The organism is Pseudomonas sp. C7.1 (assembly GCF_056312395.1).
This window is the reverse complement of the sequence record NZ_JBWDTL010000003.1, coordinates 2,920,555-2,935,945: the sequence shown is the minus strand read 5'-3', so window position 1 is coordinate 2,935,945 and position 15,391 is coordinate 2,920,555. Positions and strand designations below refer to the sequence as shown.

Genomic DNA, 15,391 nt, shown 5'->3' with positions numbered 1-15,391 from the left:
ATGACCAGCAATTTCCGCCATATCACCGTGCTGCTCGACGAGGCTGTCGAAGGGCTGGCTGTGCGCGCCGATGGTTGCTATCTGGATGGCACCTTCGGGCGCGGCGGGCACAGCCGGCTGATCCTTGAGAAGCTTGGGCCAGACGGTCGCTTGCTAGGGTTTGACAAAGATCCCCTGGCAATTGCGACGGGAAATGCGCTGGCGGCCGAAGACGGCCGCTTTGTCGTTGTGCAGCGCAGCTTTGCCGAGCTGGGCGATGAGCTGGCGCAGCGCGCACTGGGCGGCCAGGTCAGCGGCATTCTGTTGGATCTCGGTGTGTCCTCGCCGCAGCTTGACGACGCCGAGCGCGGCTTCAGCTTTATGAATGATGGCCCGCTGGATATGCGCATGAATCCGGATGCGGGCGTCAGCGCCGCCGACTTTATTGCCAGCGCCGGCGAAGAAGAAATTGCCCGGGTCTTCAAGGAATACGGCGAAGAGCGCTTCGCCAAACGTATGGCCCGTGCCGTGGTGTTGCGCCGCGCCGAGCAGCCGTTTACCCGCACCGCCGATCTGGCTCAGGTGCTGACCGTGGCCAATCCTGCCTGGGAAAAAGGCAAGAATCCGGCAACGCGCGCCTTCCAGGGCCTGCGCATCTATATCAACAACGAACTGGGTGATCTGGAGAGCGGCCTCGACGCGGCCCTGGAAAGCCTCGAAGTGGGCGGTCGCCTGGTGGTGATCAGCTTCCACTCGTTGGAAGACCGCATCGTCAAACTCTTTATGCGCAAGCATGCCAAGGGTGAGATGGACAAGCTGCCGCGCGATCTGCCGATCATCCCGAAAGCCTTCGAGCCGCGCTTGAAGCTGATCGGTAAACCGGTATTCGCCTCCGAGGCCGAGCTTGCGGCTAATCCGCGTTCACGCAGTGCGGTCATGCGCATTGCCGAGAAAGTGCGATGAGCGCGCCGTTCGCCAAGCCATTGCCCGGCGGCAGCCTGCTGATGCTGCTGTTGTTTGTGGCTGTGCTGGTATCTGCGGTGGGGGTTTCCTACAGCGCACACTGGAACCGCCAGCTGCTTAACGACCTGTACGCCGAACTCAGTGTGCGCGACAAGTCGCAGGCTGAGTGGGGCAGACTGATTCTCGAACAAAGCACTTGGACTGCGCATAACCGCATCGAAACCCTGGCCACTGAGCGCCTGGGTATGCGCATTCCGGATGCCGCAGAAGTGCGCATGGTGGCGCCATGATGGGTCTTGAGGGCGCTCTCTATCCTTGGCGCTTCCGTCTGGTGCTGCTGCTGCTGGCACTGATGGTAGGCGCGATTGCTTGGCGCATTGTCGACCTGCAGGTGTTTGACCAAAGCTTCCTGCAGGCCCATGGCGATGCGCGCAGCGTGCGGCATATCCCCATTCCAGCGCATCGCGGGCTGATCACCGACCGCAATGGCGAGCCGCTGGCCGTCAGCACCCCGGTGACTACTCTGTGGGCCAATGGCAAAGAACTGCAAAGCGCTAAGGCCAAGTGGAATGAGCTGGCTGCTGCCCTGGGGCAGGACGCCAAGACATTCTCCGCGCGCCTGGCTGCCGCGCATGAGCGCGAATTTATGTACCTGGTGCGCGGGCTGACGCCTGAGCAGGGCCAGCGCATTCTCGACCTGAAAGTGCCGGGCGTGTATGGCATCGAAGAGTTCCGCCGCTTCTATCCGGCAGGCGAAGTCACCGCCCATGTGGTGGGTTTTACCGATATTGATGACCGTGGCCGTGAGGGCATGGAGCTGGCCTTTGATGATTGGTTGGCCGGGGTGCCTGGCCAGCGGCAAGTGCTCAAAGACAGGCGCGGCCGGTTAATCAAAGATGTTCAGGTTGCACAAAATGCCAAGGCTGGAAAGACCTTGGCATTGTCGATTGACCTGCGCCTGCAATACCTCGCTCATCGTGAGCTGCGCAATGCACTGCTCGAGTTTGGTGCCAAGGCAGGTAGCCTGGTCATGGTCGATGTGCGAACCGGTGAAGTGTTGGCCATGGTCAACCAGCCGACCTACAACCCAAACAATCGCCGTAATCTGCAGCCTGCGGCGATGCGTAACAGAGCAATGATTGATGTGTTTGAGCCAGGCTCGACGATGAAGCCGTTCTCCATGAGCGCTGCATTGGAAAGTGGTCGCTGGAAGTCATCGGACACTGTTGATGTCTACCCAGGCACTCTACAAATTGGCAAATACACCATTCGTGACGTGTCACGTAGTAGTGGCCCGCTCAGTCTTACCGATATTTTGATCAAGTCGAGCAACGTCGGCATGAGCAAAATCGCATTTGATATCGGTGGGCAGTCGATTTACGAAGTCATGCAGCAGGTTGGTTTGGGTCAGGATACTGGGCTCGGATTTCCAGGTGAGCGTGTTGGTAATCTGCCGAACTACCGCGAATGGCGCAAGGCCGAAACGGCCACATTGTCTTATGGCTATGGCTTGTCGGTCACCGCTGTACAGCTTGCCCATGCCTACTCGGTGCTCGCCAACAACGGTCGCAGCACAAATCTTTCACTGGCGCGTGTTGACCGTAAGCCGGACTCCGTTCAAGTGATTCCTGAAAACATTGCGGTGGTCATTCAGGGCATGTTGCAGCAGGTCATTGAAGCACCGGGTGGCGTATATCGCGCCAAGGTTCCGGGCTACCACGTAGCCGGAAAGAGCGGCACTGCGCGCAAGGTTTCAGTGGGTAGCCGTGGCTACCGGGATAATGCGTATCGCTCGCTCTTTGCGGGTTTCGGTCCAGTCAGTGACCCGCGTATTGCGGTAGCCATTGTGATCGATGAGCCGAGCCAGGGGGGGTATTACGGTGGCCTGGTATCTGCCCCGGTGTTCGGCAAGGTCATGGCCGGTGCGCTGCGGCTGATGAACGTCGTCCCGGATAACCTGCCAGAACCCGAGCCAGCCAAGGTTGAAACCGCAGTCGTTGATCCCCTTAAAGGAGGGCGTATCTGATGCCTATGCCCCTTAATCAGTTGCTGCCGCAAGCCGCCAGCTCCACCCTGATTCGTGAATTGACCCTGGACAGCCGCAAGGTGCGTCCGGGCGATCTGTTTCTGGCCGTGCCGGGCACCCAACAGGACGGCCGCGTGCATATCGCTGATGCGGTTGCCCGTGGCGCTGCTGCCGTGGCCTATGAGGCCGAAGGCGCGGCAGCCATGACCGCAAACAGTGCCGAGCTGGTCGCGCTCAAAGGCCTGGCCAACCAGCTGTCGGCAATTGCCGGGCGTTTCTATGGTGAGCCGAGCCGTGGTCTGCACCTGATCGGCATCACGGGCACCAACGGCAAAACCAGCGTCAGCCAGTTGCTGGCCCAGGCGCTGGATCTGCTTGGCGAGCGCTGCGGCATTATCGGCACCCTGGGCAATGGCTTCTACGGCGCGTTGGAGCTGGGCCGCCACACTACGCCTGACCCAATTGGCGTGCAGGCGACTCTGGCGGATATGAAAAACGCCGGTGCCCGTGCGGTGGCCATGGAAGTTTCCTCCCACGGTTTGCATCAGGGCCGCGTGGCGGCGCTGGCGTTTGATGTGGCGGTGCTGACCAACCTGTCCCGCGACCATCTGGATTATCACGGTTCGATGCAGGCCTATGCCGAGGCGAAAGCCGCGCTGTTTGCCTGGCCGGGCCTGCGTTGCCGAGTGCTTAATCTGGACGACGCCTTCGGTCGTGAACTGGCAGCTGCCGAGCACGAGTCGCGCCTGATCAGCTATAGCTTGATCGACGCCGACGCCTACCTGTACTGCCGCGACGCACAGTTCGACGAGCAGGGCGTGCGCGCCAAGCTGGTGACGCCGCGTGGTGAAGGCAGCCTGCGCAGCTCGCTGCTCGGTCGCTTCAACTTGAGCAACCTGCTGGCGGTGGTCGGTACGCTGCTCGGCCTGGATTATCCGCTGGATGAAATTCTCAAGGTGCTGCCACAGCTGCAAGGCCCGATCGGCCGCATGCAGCGCCTGGGCGGCGACACGCCGGGGCGAGCCAAACAGCCGCTGGTAGTGGTGGATTACGCGCACACCCCAGATGCCTTGGAAAAAGTCCTCGAAGCCCTGCGCCCGCACGTCAAAGGCCGCCTGCTATGCCTGTTCGGTTGTGGCGGTGATCGCGACAGCGGCAAGCGTCCGCTGATGGCGGCAGTCGTTGAGCGCCTGGCCGATGCGGTGTTGGTGACCGATGACAATCCGCGCACCGAACCCCCCGCGCAGATTTTCAGCGACATCCGCGCCGGCTTTGTCAGCCCGGAGTCGGTGCAGTTCGTTCATGGCCGTGGCCAGGCGATTGCCCAGCTGATTGCCGCTGCCAGTGCCGATGACGTGCTGGTTCTGGCCGGCAAAGGCCATGAGAATTATCAGGAAATCAACGGCGTACGCCAGCCGTTCTCCGATCTGGTCGAAGCAGCTAACGCTTTGGCCGCATGGGCGGTGGCGCATGCTTAAGGCGCTGCGGTTGAGCGAAGTGGCTGTGCCATTGGCTGCCCGGATGATCGGTACGGACGTAGCGTTCAGTGCCGTTAGCAGCGACAGCCGGGCGATCCAGCCGGGCCAGCTGTTCGTCGCCCTGACCGGCCCGCGCTTTGATGGTCATGACTATCTGGCTGAAGTCGCCGGCAAGGGTGCGGTTGCTGCCCTGGTTGAGCGTGAAGTGCCGAACGCGCCGCTGCCGCAACTGCTGGTTGCCGATACCCGCTTGGCCCTCGGCCAACTGGGCGCGCTGAATCGTCAGGCGTTCAATGCGCCTGTGGTGGCAATTACCGGTTCCAGCGGCAAGACCACCGTTAAGGAAATGCTTGCCAGTATCCTGCGTGAAGGCCTGCAAGGCCCGGTGCTGGCGACTCGCGGCAACCTGAATAACGATCTCGGTGCGCCGCTGACTCTGCTGGAGCTGGCCCCTGAGCATGTCGCTGCCGTGATCGAACTGGGCGCCAACCATGTCGGCGAAATCGCTTACACCGTTGGCCTGACCCAGCCGCAGGTGGCCGTGCTGAATAACGCCGGCACCGCGCATGTCGGTGAGTTCGGCGGCCCGGAAAAGATTGTCGAAGCCAAGGGCGAGATTCTTGAAGGGCTGAGCGACAGCGGCGTGGCCGTGCTCAACCTCGACGACAGCGCCTTTGCCATCTGGCAAAAGCGCGCCAAGGGCCGCACGGTCAGCAGTTTCGCCCTGCGTAATCCGGCGGCTGATGTCTATGCCAGTGGGCTGGCCCGCGACGTCCGTGGCTGCTCAGCCTTTACCCTGCATTGCGCCAGCGGTCAGGCACGTATTCAGCTCAACCTGCTCGGCGAGCATAACGTCGCCAATGCCCTGGCTGCTGCGGCTGCTGCCCTAGCGCTGGGGCTTGCCCCTGCGGCGATCAAAGCCGGGCTGGAAAGCCTGCAAGCGGTCAAAGGCCGCGCCGTGGCGCAGATCGCGCCGAGCGGCTTGCGCGTGATTGACGACAGCTACAACGCCAACCCGACATCCGTTTGCGCCGCCATCGATATCCTGACCGGTTTCCCTGGCCGTCGCGTGCTGGTGCTGGGCGATATCGGCGAGCTGGGCGCCTGGGCCGAGCAGGGCCATCGCCAGGTCGGCAGCTACGCCGTCGGTAAAGTCGATGCGGTGTACGCCGTCGGCCCACTGATGGCTTACGCCATTGAAGAATTCGGCGCAAAAGGCCGGCATTTTGCCGACCAAGCCAGCCTGATTGCGGCCCTGCTCGTAGAAAAGAGCGCCGAGCAGGGCGACACCACCCTTCTAATTAAAGGTTCACGCAGCGCGGCGATGGAAAACGTCGTCGCGGCGCTGTGTGGCACGTCTGGGGAGATTCACTAATGCTGCTGCTGCTGGCGGAATATCTGCAACAGTTCCACAAGGGTTTCGCAGTGTTTCAGTACCTGACCCTGCGCGGCATCTTGGGCGTGCTCACCGCCCTGGCGCTGTCGTTGTGGCTCGGTCCGTGGATGATCCGCACCCTGCAAATCCGCCAGATTGGCCAGTCGGTGCGCAACGACGGCCCGCAATCGCACCTGTCGAAGAAGGGCACGCCGACCATGGGCGGCGCGCTGATTCTCTCGGCGATTACTATCAGTACGTTGCTCTGGGCTGACCTGTCCAACCGCTACGTCTGGGTCGTGCTGGCCGTAACCCTGCTGTTCGGCGCTATCGGCTGGGTTGATGACTACCGCAAGGTGATCGAGAAGAACTCCAAGGGCCTGCCGAGCCGCTGGAAATACTTCTGGCAGTCGGTGTTCGGCCTTGGCGCAGCACTCTTCCTTTATATGACTGCGCAAAGCCCTGTGGAAACCACCCTGATTCTGCCGCTGCTCAAGGATTTCAGTCTGGAGCTGGGCCTGGGCTTCGTGGTGCTGACCTACTTTGTGATTGTTGGTTCGAGCAACGCTGTAAACCTCACCGACGGCCTCGACGGCCTGGCCATTCTGCCTACCGTGATGGTCGGCGGCGCGCTGGGGATCTTCTGCTACCTGTCGGGCAACGTGAAGTTCGCCGAATACCTGTTTATTCCCTACGTGCCGGGGGCGGGCGAGCTGATCATCTTCTGCGCCGCACTGGTCGGCGCGGGCTTGGGTTTTCTCTGGTTTAACACCTACCCGGCGCAAGTGTTTATGGGTGACGTCGGCGCGCTGGCGCTGGGCGCGGCCCTGGGCACCATTGCGGTGATTGTTCGTCAGGAAGTGGTGCTGTTCATCATGGGCGGCATTTTTGTGGTGGAAACCCTCTCGGTGATTATCCAGGTCGCCAGCTTCAAGCTGACCGGCAAGCGCGTGTTCCGCATGGCGCCGATCCATCACCACTTTGAACTCAAAGGCTGGCCCGAGCCGCGGGTGATTGTGCGCTTCTGGATCATCACCGTGATTCTGGTGCTGATCGGCCTTGCCACTCTGAAATTGCGTTGAGGACTGAGGATTGATAACTGCATGAACCTGATTGCTTCTGACCACTTCCGCATCGTTGTCGGCCTCGGCAAGAGCGGCATGTCTCTGGTGCGCTTCCTCGCGCGCCAGGGCCTGCCGTTTGCCGTGGTCGACACCCGTGCCAACCCGCCGGAACTCGCTACCCTGCGTGAACAGTTCCCGCAGGTGGAAGTGCGTTGTGGCGAACTGGATGTGGAGTTTCTTTGCCGCGCCAGCGAACTGCTGGTCAGCCCGGGCCTGGCTGTCGCCACCCCGGCGCTACAGGCCGCCGCTGCGCGTGGGGTCAAATTGTCGGGTGATATCGACCTGTTCGCCCGTTATGCCAAGGCGCCGATCGTGGCGATCACTGGCTCCAACGCCAAAAGCACCGTGACCACCCTGGTTGGCGAGATGGCCGCAGCGGCCGGTAAGAAGGTCGCCGTCGGTGGCAACCTCGGTACGCCGGCGTTGGACCTGCTTGATGATGCCGTTGAGCTGTATGTCATGGAGCTGTCGAGCTTCCAGCTGGAAACCACTGATCAGCTCAACGCTGAAGTGGCGACCTGCCTGAACATCAGCGAAGACCACATGGATCGCTACGCCGACCTGCCGGCTTATCACCTGGCCAAGCACCGCATCTTCCGTGGCGCGCGGCAGGTGGTGGTGAACCGCGACGACGCGCTGTCGCGTCCACTGGTGGCTGATCAACTGCCGTGCTGGTACTTCGGCCTCGGTAAGCCCGACTTCAAGCGCTTCGGTTTGCTCATCGAGCATGGCGAAAAGTTCCTGGCTTATCAGTTCGCTGCGCTGCTGCCAGTGCGTGAGCTGAAGATTCGTGGCGCGCATAACCAGTCCAACGCCCTGGCGGCGCTGGCGCTGGGTCATGCTGTGGGCCTGCCGTTCGAGCCGATGCTTGAAACGCTGAAGCGCTTTGCTGGTTTGCCGCATCGCTGCCAGTGGGTGGGCGAGCATAATGCGGTGAGCTACTACGACGACTCCAAGGCCACCAACGTCGGCGCTGCACTGGCGGCCATCGAAGGCCTGGGTGCGGATATCAGCGGCAAGCTGGTGCTGATTGCCGGCGGTGATGGCAAGGGCGCGGACTTCTCGGCGCTGAAAGCGCCGGTCGGCAGGTTCTGCCGCGCCGTGATTTTGCTCGGTCGCGATGCTGAATTACTGGCTGAGGCCTTGGGCGACGCCGCCCCTTTGATCCGGGTGAAAACCTTGGAAGAGGCTGTACAGCGCGCCACCGAGTTGGCCCAGGCGGGCGATGCCGTGCTGCTGTCGCCAGCCTGCGCCAGCTTGGACATGTTCAAGAATTTCGAAGAGCGCGGGCGTCTGTTCGCCCAGGCAGTGGAGGCTTTGCAATGATGCTTGCCCGCCTGCTCGCCTTGCCTTCGCCGCTGCATACCCGTCGTGGTATCGACCTGGACTTCCCGCTGCTGGCCGGTTGCCTGGCGCTGCTCGGCCTGGGCCTGGTGATGATCGCTTCGGCCTCCTCGGAAGTGGCCGCAGTGCAGTCGGGCAACCCGCTGTATCACATGATTCGTCACCTGATTTACATGACCATCGGCCTCGGCGCTGCGCTGGCGACCCTGCTGGTGCCCATGGCGCTGTGGCAGCGCTACAGCGGCGCGCTGCTGTTGGCGGCGGTAGTGCTGCTGATTCTGGTACTGCTGCCGGGCATTGGCCGTGAGGTCAACGGTGCCAAGCGCTGGATTGGCCTGGGCATCTTCAATCTGCAGCCGTCCGAGCTGGCCAAGCTGTTTAGCGTGATGTTTATCGCCGCCTACCTGGTGCGTCGCCAGACCGAGGTGCGCGAGAAGCTCACCGGCTTTATCAAGCCAATGCTGGTGTTGGGGCCGATTGCCGCGCTGCTGCTGGCCGAGCCGGACTTCGGTGCCACTGTGGTTTTGGTTGGCGCCTCCATCGCCATGCTGTTCCTCGGTGGGGTCAACCTGCTGCGCTTTATTCCGCTGGCGGCCTGCGTGCTGGGCCTTGGCGTGCTGGTGATGACCAGCCAGGCCTATCGCCTGGAGCGTCTGACCAACTTTGTCGACCCCTGGGCTGACCAGTACGGCGCCGGTTACCAGCTGAGCCAGGCGCTGATCGCCTTCGGTCGTGGTGAGTGGTTCGGCGTCGGTTTGGGCAACAGCGTGCAGAAGCAGTTCTACCTGCCGGAAGCCCATACCGACTTCGTATTTGCCGTGCTGGCCGAAGAGCTGGGCATGATCGGTGCACTGATTACCGTTGGCCTGTTCGTCTTCGTCAGCGTGCGCGCCCTGTACATAGGCCTGTGGGCGGAAAAGGCCAAGCAATTCTTCTCGGCGTATGTGGCTTACGGTTTGGCGTTTCTGTGGATCGGCCAGGTGCTGATCAATATCGGCGTGAATGTCGGCCTGCTGCCAACCAAGGGCCTGACCCTGCCGTTCCTCAGCTACGGCGGCAGCTCGCTGGTGATCTGCTGTGTCAGCCTGGCGCTGCTGCTGCGTATCGAGTGGGAGCGTCGCACCCAGCTGGGCAGCGAGGATGTCGACTTCAAGGAATCGGATTTCTTCGAAGGTCAGCCCGCCGAGGAGGTTCAGCATGTGTAGGGCGGGGCATCAGTTATTTCCCGAGCTGCGCCGGAGCCTGGTTTTGCGCGGGGCAAGGCGCGAGGAGCGTGATTTGGTCGTCCAAATGAGTGACGAGCAACGCTGCAGCGCGCAAAACCAGGCCCGGCCCTTCGGGTTGCGCCAGAAATGCGGCCATGCGTTGTTGCTGGTCTTGCCAAGGGAGCGCCATTACCTGCGACCAGCGCCTAGCCTGGCCGCATTTCTGGCGGCAACGCAGCGGGGAAATAACCGATGACCCGCCCAAATGTGCTGATCATGGCCGGCGGCACCGGCGGGCATGTGTTCCCGGCGCTGGCCTGCGCCCAAGAGTTCAAGGCGCGCGGTTACAGCGTGCATTGGTTGGGTACACCGCGCGGCATCGAGAATGAACTGGTGCCGGCGGCTGGGCTGCCGCTGCACCTGATCGACGTCACTGGCCTGCGTGGCAAGGGCAAGCTGTCGCTGCTGAAAGCGCCGTTCCAGCTGCTGAAAGCGCTGTTCCAGGCGCGCAAGGTGATGCGCGAGCTGCAGCCGGTGTGTGTGCTGGGCATGGGTGGCTATGTCACCGGTCCCGGCGGCCTGGCCGCGCGCATGAGTGGCGCGCCGTTGATCATCCACGAGCAGAACGCCGTGGCCGGCACTGCTAACCGCAGCCTGGTGCCGTTTGCCAGCCGGGTCTGCGAGGCCTTCCCGAATACCTTTGGTAACAGCGCCAAACGCCGCACCACCGGCAACCCGGTGCGTGAAGAGCTGTTCCTGGAAACCCCGCGTGATTCGCTGCGCAATCGCCAGCCGCGTCTGCTGGTGCTGGGCGGCAGCCTGGGCGCCGAACCGCTGAACAAATTGCTGCCCGAAGCCCTGGCGCTGGTGGCTGCCGAGCTGCGCCCGGAAGTCTTCCATCAGGCCGGCAAGCAACATGATGCAATTACTGCTGAACGCTATCGCGCAGTTGGCGTCGAAGCACAGGTCGCGCCGTTTATCAAGGACATGGCGCGTGCTTATGCCTGGGCTGATCTGGTGGTGTGCCGGTCTGGCGCTCTGACCGTCAGCGAGCTGGCCGCCGCCGGTCTGCCAGCCTTCCTGCTGCCGCTGCCGCACGCAATCGACGACCACCAGACCCGTAATGCCGATTATCTGGCCAGTGCCGGCGCTGCCGTACTGCTGCCACAACGTTCCACTGACGCCGCCAAGCTGGCCGCGCAGCTGACCGAGGTTTTGATGCACCCCGAACAACTGACTCATATGGCGCAGACGGCTCGTCGTCTGGCTAAACCCGATGCAACCTGCACCGTTGTCGACATCTGCCTGGAGGTGGCTCGTGGCTAAGTCTCCCGCCGCTGCACGCTCGGAAATCCGCCGTATGCGCCGCATTCGTCGCATCCACTTTGTCGGCATCGGTGGTGCCGGTATGTGCGGTATCGCCGAAGTGCTGCTCAACCTCGGTTATGAAGTTTCCGGCTCCGACCTCAAGGCTTCGGCCGTGACTGAGCGCCTGGAAAGCTTCGGCGCGCAGATATTTATCGGCCACCGCGCCGAGAACGCCGAGCAGGCCGACGTGCTGGTGGTATCCAGTGCGGTGAATACCAGCAACCCGGAAGTTGCCACAGCCCTGGAGCGTCGCATCCCCGTGGTGCCGCGCGCCGAAATGCTCGCCGAGCTGATGCGCTACCGCCACGGCATTGCCGTCGCTGGCACCCATGGCAAAACCACCACCACCAGCCTGCTGGCCTCGGTGTTCGCCGCTGGCGGCCTGGACCCGACGTTCGTCATCGGTGGCCGCCTGAATGCCGCCGGCACCAATGCGCAGCTCGGCACCAGCCGTTATCTGATCGCCGAAGCCGATGAGAGTGACGCCAGCTTCCTGCACCTGCAGCCGATGGTCTCGGTGGTCACCAATATCGACATGGACCACATGAGCACCTATGGCGGTGACTTCAACAAGTTGAAGAAAACCTTCATCGAGTTCCTGCACAACTTGCCGTTCTACGGTTTGGCCGTGCTGTGCGTGGATGACCCGATCGTGCGCGAGATTCTGCCGCAGGTGGCCCGTCCAACCGTAACTTACGGCTTTGACGAAGGTGCCGACGTGCGTGCGATCAACGTGCGTCAGCAGGGCATGCAAACCTTCTTTACCGTGCTGCGCCGTGACCGTGAGCCGCTGGACGTGTCGGTGAACATGCCGGGCAACCACAACGTATTGAACTCTCTGGCCACCATCGCCATCGCCAGCGACGAAGGCATCAGCGATGAAGCCATCGTCCAGGGCCTGTCGGGCTTCCAGGGCGTGGGCCGGCGCTTTCAGGTCTACGGCGAGCTGCCGGTGGACGGCGGCAGCGTGATGCTGGTTGACGACTACGGCCACCACCCGCGTGAAGTGGCGGCAGTGATCAAGGCCGTGCGCGGTGGTTGGCCGGAGCGTCGCCTGGTGATGGTTTATCAGCCGCACCGCTTCAGCCGTACCCGTGACCTATATGACGACTTTGTTCAGGTGCTCGGCGATGCCCAGGTGCTGTTGCTGATGGAAGTTTATCCGGCCGGTGAGGCGCCGGTTCCAGGGGCTGACAGCCGCAACCTGTGCCACAGCATCCGTCAGCGCGGCCAGCTCGATCCGATCTATATCGAGCGCGGCGTGGACCTTGCGCCCATCGTCAAACCGCTGCTGCGCGCCGGCGACATTCTTCTCTGCCAAGGTGCCGGCGACATCGGCGGCCTGGCCCCGCAACTGCTGCAAAGCCCGCTGTTTGCTGCGGCGGGCGGCGAGTGGAACGAGGAAGCGCAATGAGTGCCGCACACTTGCAATCACAGTTTCCGGTCAGCGCCTTCGGTCGCGTGGCCGTGCTGTTCGGCGGCAAGAGCGCCGAGCGTGAAGTTTCGCTGAAGTCCGGCAATGCCGTGCTGCAGGCGTTGCTGGCTGCCGGCGTGGATGCGTTCGGCATTGATGCCGGCGATGACCTGCTGCAGCGCCTGACCGCCGAGAAAATCGACCGCGCCTTTATCGTGCTACACGGCCGTGGCGGCGAAGACGGCTCGATGCAGGGCCTGCTCGAATGCGCCGGGATTCCCTACACCGGCAGCGGCATCCTGGCTTCGGCCCTGGCCATGGACAAACTGCGCACCAAGCGCGTGTGGCTGAGCCTCGGCCTGCCAACGCCGGCCCACGCCGCGCTGAGCTGCGAAGACGACTGCCGTGCGGCCGCTGCCGAGCTGGGCTTCCCGTTGTTCGTCAAACCGGCCCATGAGGGGTCGAGCATCGGCATGGCCAAGGTCAACGATGTCGATGCGCTGATCGCCGCCTGGAAGGACGCCAGCCGTTACGACGCGCAGGTGCTGGTCGAGCAGATGATTGCCGGTCCCGAGTTCACCATCGCCATGTTGCGTGGCCAGGTGCTGCCGCCGATTGCCCTGGGCACGCCGCACAGCTTCTACGACTACGACGCCAAGTACCTGGCCAGTGACACCCAGTACCGCATCCCATGCGGCCTTTCGGCGGAGAAGGAGGCCGAGCTCAAAGACCTCACCGCGCGCGCCTGCGAAGCGGTCGGCACCCAGGGCTGGGCCCGTGCCGATGTAATGCAGGACGCCGATGGCGCGTTCTGGCTGCTGGAAGTCAACACCGTGCCGGGCATGACCGATCACAGCCTGGTGCCGATGGCGGCCCGCGCTGCCGGTCTGGATTTTCAACAACTGGTGTTGGCGATTCTTGCCGACAGCCTTGAGGCGCGGGGTTAACTCATGACGGCCACCTTGCGTCACCAGCCAGGCTCGAACCGCACCCCCGTGCGCGGTAAGCCTGTGCCGCGTGGCGCCAGCCGTTTGGTGGCCAAAGAGCCGATCAGCCTGCGCATGAGCCTGCCGAAAGCTCGCCTCACAGGCATGGGCGGCTGGCTCAAGCACCTGACCTGGCCGCTGCTGCTGCTCGCATTGGGTTACGGCACCTATGAATTGTCGTTGCGTGCGTTGCCTTATGCCGACCAGCCGATTGCACGGATCAGCGTTGAGGGCGACCTCAGCTACGTCAACCAGCAGGCCGTGCAAGAGCGCATTGCGCCTTATGCCAGTGCAAGCTTTTTCAGTGTCGACCTGCTCAGCCTGCGCCGTGAACTGGAAATGATGCCGTGGATCGCCAGCGCCCAGGTGCGCCGAGTATGGCCGGACCAACTGGTGGTGCGTCTGGAAGAACAATTGCCGATTGCCCGCTGGGGTGATGAGGCGCTGCTGAACAACCAGGGCGAGGCGTTCGCACCGCTGGAACTGGAGAATTACCCACACCTGCCGCAGCTGTATGGCCCCAAGCGTGCCCAGCAGCAGGTGATGCAGCAATACCAGGTACTCAGCCAGATGCTGCGGCCCATGGGGTTTTCCGTGGCGCGGCTGGAGTTGCGTGAGCGCGGCAGCTGGTTCCTCTCTACCGGGCAGGGCATCGAACTGCTGCTGGGGCGTGACCACCTGGTGGAAAAAATGCGGCGTTTCACGGCCATTTACGACAAGGCCTTGAAAGAGCAACAAACGAATATTGCGCGGATCGATCTGCGTTATGCCAACGGCCTGGCCGTGGCATGGCGTGAGCCGGTCGCGCCCACGGCGGCACCAACCGCTGTCGTGCAGTGAATCAGGAGAAGGCAAGAGCCATGGCAAACGTGCAGAGCGGCAAGATGATCGTCGGCCTCGACATCGGTACCTCCAAGGTGGTGGCGCTGGTCGGGGAAGTGAATGCGGACGGCCAACTGGAAATCGTCGGCATCGGCACCCATCCGTCGCGCGGCCTGAAAAAGGGCGTGGTGGTGAATATCGAGTCCACGGTGCAGTCGATCCAGCGCGCCGTTGAAGAAGCGCAGCTGATGGCCGGCTGCCGTATCCATTCGGCTTTCGTCGGCGTGGCGGGCAACCATATCCGCAGCCTCAACAGCCATGGCATCGTCGCCATTCGTGATCGCGAAGTCAGCCCAGCGGATCTGGAGCGTGTGCTTGATGCCGCCCAGGCCGTGGCCATTCCGGCAGACCAGCGGGTGCTGCACACCCTGCCGCAGGATTACGTGATCGATAACCAGGAAGGCGTGCGTGAGCCACTGGGCATGTCTGGCGTGCGTCTGGAGGCCAAGGTGCACGTGGTCACCTGCGCGGTGAATGCCGCGCAGAACATCGAGAAATGCGTGCGCCGCTGCGGCCTGGAAGTCGACGACATCATCCTTGAGCAGTTGGCCTCGGCTTATGCGGTGCTGACCGACGACGAGAAAGAGCTGGGTGTGTGCCTGGTGGACATCGGCGGAGGCACCACCGACATCTGCATCTTCACTGAAGGCGCGATTCGCCACACAGCGGTGATCCCAATTGCTGGCGATCAGGTGACTAACGACATCGCCATGGCCCTGCGTACGCCGACCCAGTACGCCGAAGAAATCAAGATCCGCTACGCCTGCGCCCTGGCCAAACTGGCCGGTGCTGGCGAAACCATCAAGGTGCCGAGCGTCGGCGATCGTCCGCCGCGCGACCTGTCGCGCCAATCCCTGGCCGAAGTGGTCGAGCCGCGTTATGACGAGTTGTTCACCCTGATCCAGGCTGAACTGCGCCGCAGTGGCTACGAAGACCTGATCCCGGCCGGCATCGTCCTCACCGGCGGTACCGCGAAGATGGAAGGCGCGGTGGAGTTGGCCGAAGAGATTTTCCACATGCCGGTTCGCCTGGGCCTGCCCCAGGGCGTCAAGGGCTTGGCTGATGTGGTACGCAACCCGATTTATTCCACTGGTGTGGGCCTGCTTATGTACGGCCTGCAGAAGCAAACCGATGGCATTTCCATGTCGGCCATCGGCGGTTACAGCGACGAACCCAAACAGCCTGTGCTGGAACGGCTGAAACGCTGGGTCCAGGGCAATTTCTGATTTTGCAGTAGGCGTTACAAC

General features: G+C 62.6%; 13 protein-coding genes. All 13 read left to right on the top strand.

The annotated features are described in order from the left end of the window. The 13 genes from rsmH to ftsA all read left to right on the top strand — a co-directional run bounded on the left by rsmH (nucleotide 1) and on the right by ftsA (nucleotide 15,370). Nucleotides 1–942 carry a 16S rRNA (cytosine(1402)-N(4))-methyltransferase RsmH gene (rsmH, locus tag AC0T4W_RS17160; protein ID WP_476321021.1) on the top strand — a complete coding sequence of 314 codons (942 nt, stop codon included), beginning with the start codon at nucleotides 1–3 and terminating at the stop codon, nucleotides 940–942. Continuing rightward, the gene (ftsL, locus tag AC0T4W_RS17155; RefSeq protein WP_476321019.1) at nucleotides 939–1,232 is read left to right on the top strand and encodes a cell division protein FtsL; all 294 of its coding nucleotides are present in this window, start codon (nucleotides 939–941) and stop codon (nucleotides 1,230–1,232) included. The genes rsmH and ftsL overlap by 4 nt, the downstream gene beginning before the upstream one ends. Continuing rightward, nucleotides 1,229–2,968, top strand: a complete 1,740-nt coding sequence (locus tag AC0T4W_RS17150) for a peptidoglycan D,D-transpeptidase FtsI family protein (protein WP_476321017.1) — start codon at nucleotides 1,229–1,231, stop codon at nucleotides 2,966–2,968. The genes ftsL and AC0T4W_RS17150 overlap by 4 nt, the downstream gene beginning before the upstream one ends. Beyond that, a complete protein-coding gene (locus AC0T4W_RS17145; RefSeq protein WP_476321015.1) occupies nucleotides 2,968–4,446 on the top strand; it encodes a UDP-N-acetylmuramoyl-L-alanyl-D-glutamate--2,6-diaminopimelate ligase in 1,479 nt (492 codons plus the stop codon). The genes AC0T4W_RS17150 and AC0T4W_RS17145 overlap by 1 nt, the downstream gene beginning before the upstream one ends. Continuing rightward, the gene (locus AC0T4W_RS17140) at nucleotides 4,439–5,821 is read left to right on the top strand and encodes a UDP-N-acetylmuramoyl-tripeptide--D-alanyl-D-alanine ligase (RefSeq protein WP_476321013.1); all 1,383 of its coding nucleotides are present in this window, start codon (nucleotides 4,439–4,441) and stop codon (nucleotides 5,819–5,821) included. Before AC0T4W_RS17145 ends, AC0T4W_RS17140 begins: the two co-directional genes overlap by 8 nt. After that, nucleotides 5,821–6,903, top strand: coding sequence for a phospho-N-acetylmuramoyl-pentapeptide-transferase (gene mraY, locus AC0T4W_RS17135; RefSeq protein ID WP_476321011.1), 1,083 nt, complete (start codon nucleotides 5,821–5,823; stop codon nucleotides 6,901–6,903). Before AC0T4W_RS17140 ends, mraY begins: the two co-directional genes overlap by 1 nt. 21 nt (nucleotides 6,904–6,924) lie before the next feature. Next, on the top strand, nucleotides 6,925–8,271 hold the full coding sequence (gene murD, locus AC0T4W_RS17130; protein WP_476321009.1) for a UDP-N-acetylmuramoyl-L-alanine--D-glutamate ligase: 1,347 nt from the start codon (nucleotides 6,925–6,927) through the stop codon (nucleotides 8,269–8,271). Then, nucleotides 8,271–9,494 carry a putative lipid II flippase FtsW gene (gene ftsW, locus AC0T4W_RS17125; RefSeq protein WP_476323744.1) on the top strand — a complete coding sequence of 408 codons (1,224 nt, stop codon included), beginning with the start codon at nucleotides 8,271–8,273 and terminating at the stop codon, nucleotides 9,492–9,494. Before murD ends, ftsW begins: the two co-directional genes overlap by 1 nt. A gap of 252 nt (nucleotides 9,495–9,746) precedes the next feature. Next, nucleotides 9,747–10,820 carry an undecaprenyldiphospho-muramoylpentapeptide beta-N-acetylglucosaminyltransferase gene (gene murG / locus AC0T4W_RS17120; RefSeq protein WP_476321007.1) on the top strand — a complete coding sequence of 358 codons (1,074 nt, stop codon included), beginning with the start codon at nucleotides 9,747–9,749 and terminating at the stop codon, nucleotides 10,818–10,820. 34 nt (nucleotides 10,821–10,854) lie between these two features. After that, entirely contained in the window at nucleotides 10,855–12,276 is a 1,422-nt protein-coding gene (murC, locus tag AC0T4W_RS17115) for a UDP-N-acetylmuramate--L-alanine ligase (RefSeq protein ID WP_476323741.1), read from the top strand. Next, on the top strand, nucleotides 12,273–13,223 hold the full coding sequence (locus AC0T4W_RS17110) for a D-alanine--D-alanine ligase (protein ID WP_476321005.1): 951 nt from the start codon (nucleotides 12,273–12,275) through the stop codon (nucleotides 13,221–13,223). Before murC ends, AC0T4W_RS17110 begins: the two co-directional genes overlap by 4 nt. Nucleotides 13,224–13,226: 3 nt before the next feature. Beyond that, the gene (locus AC0T4W_RS17105) at nucleotides 13,227–14,102 is read left to right on the top strand and encodes a cell division protein FtsQ/DivIB (protein ID WP_476321003.1); all 876 of its coding nucleotides are present in this window, start codon (nucleotides 13,227–13,229) and stop codon (nucleotides 14,100–14,102) included. Nucleotides 14,103–14,122: 20 nt separating this feature from the next. Then, entirely contained in the window at nucleotides 14,123–15,370 is a 1,248-nt protein-coding gene (gene ftsA / locus AC0T4W_RS17100; RefSeq protein WP_476321001.1) for a cell division protein FtsA, read from the top strand. The last annotated feature ends 21 nt before the right edge of the window (nucleotides 15,371–15,391 follow it).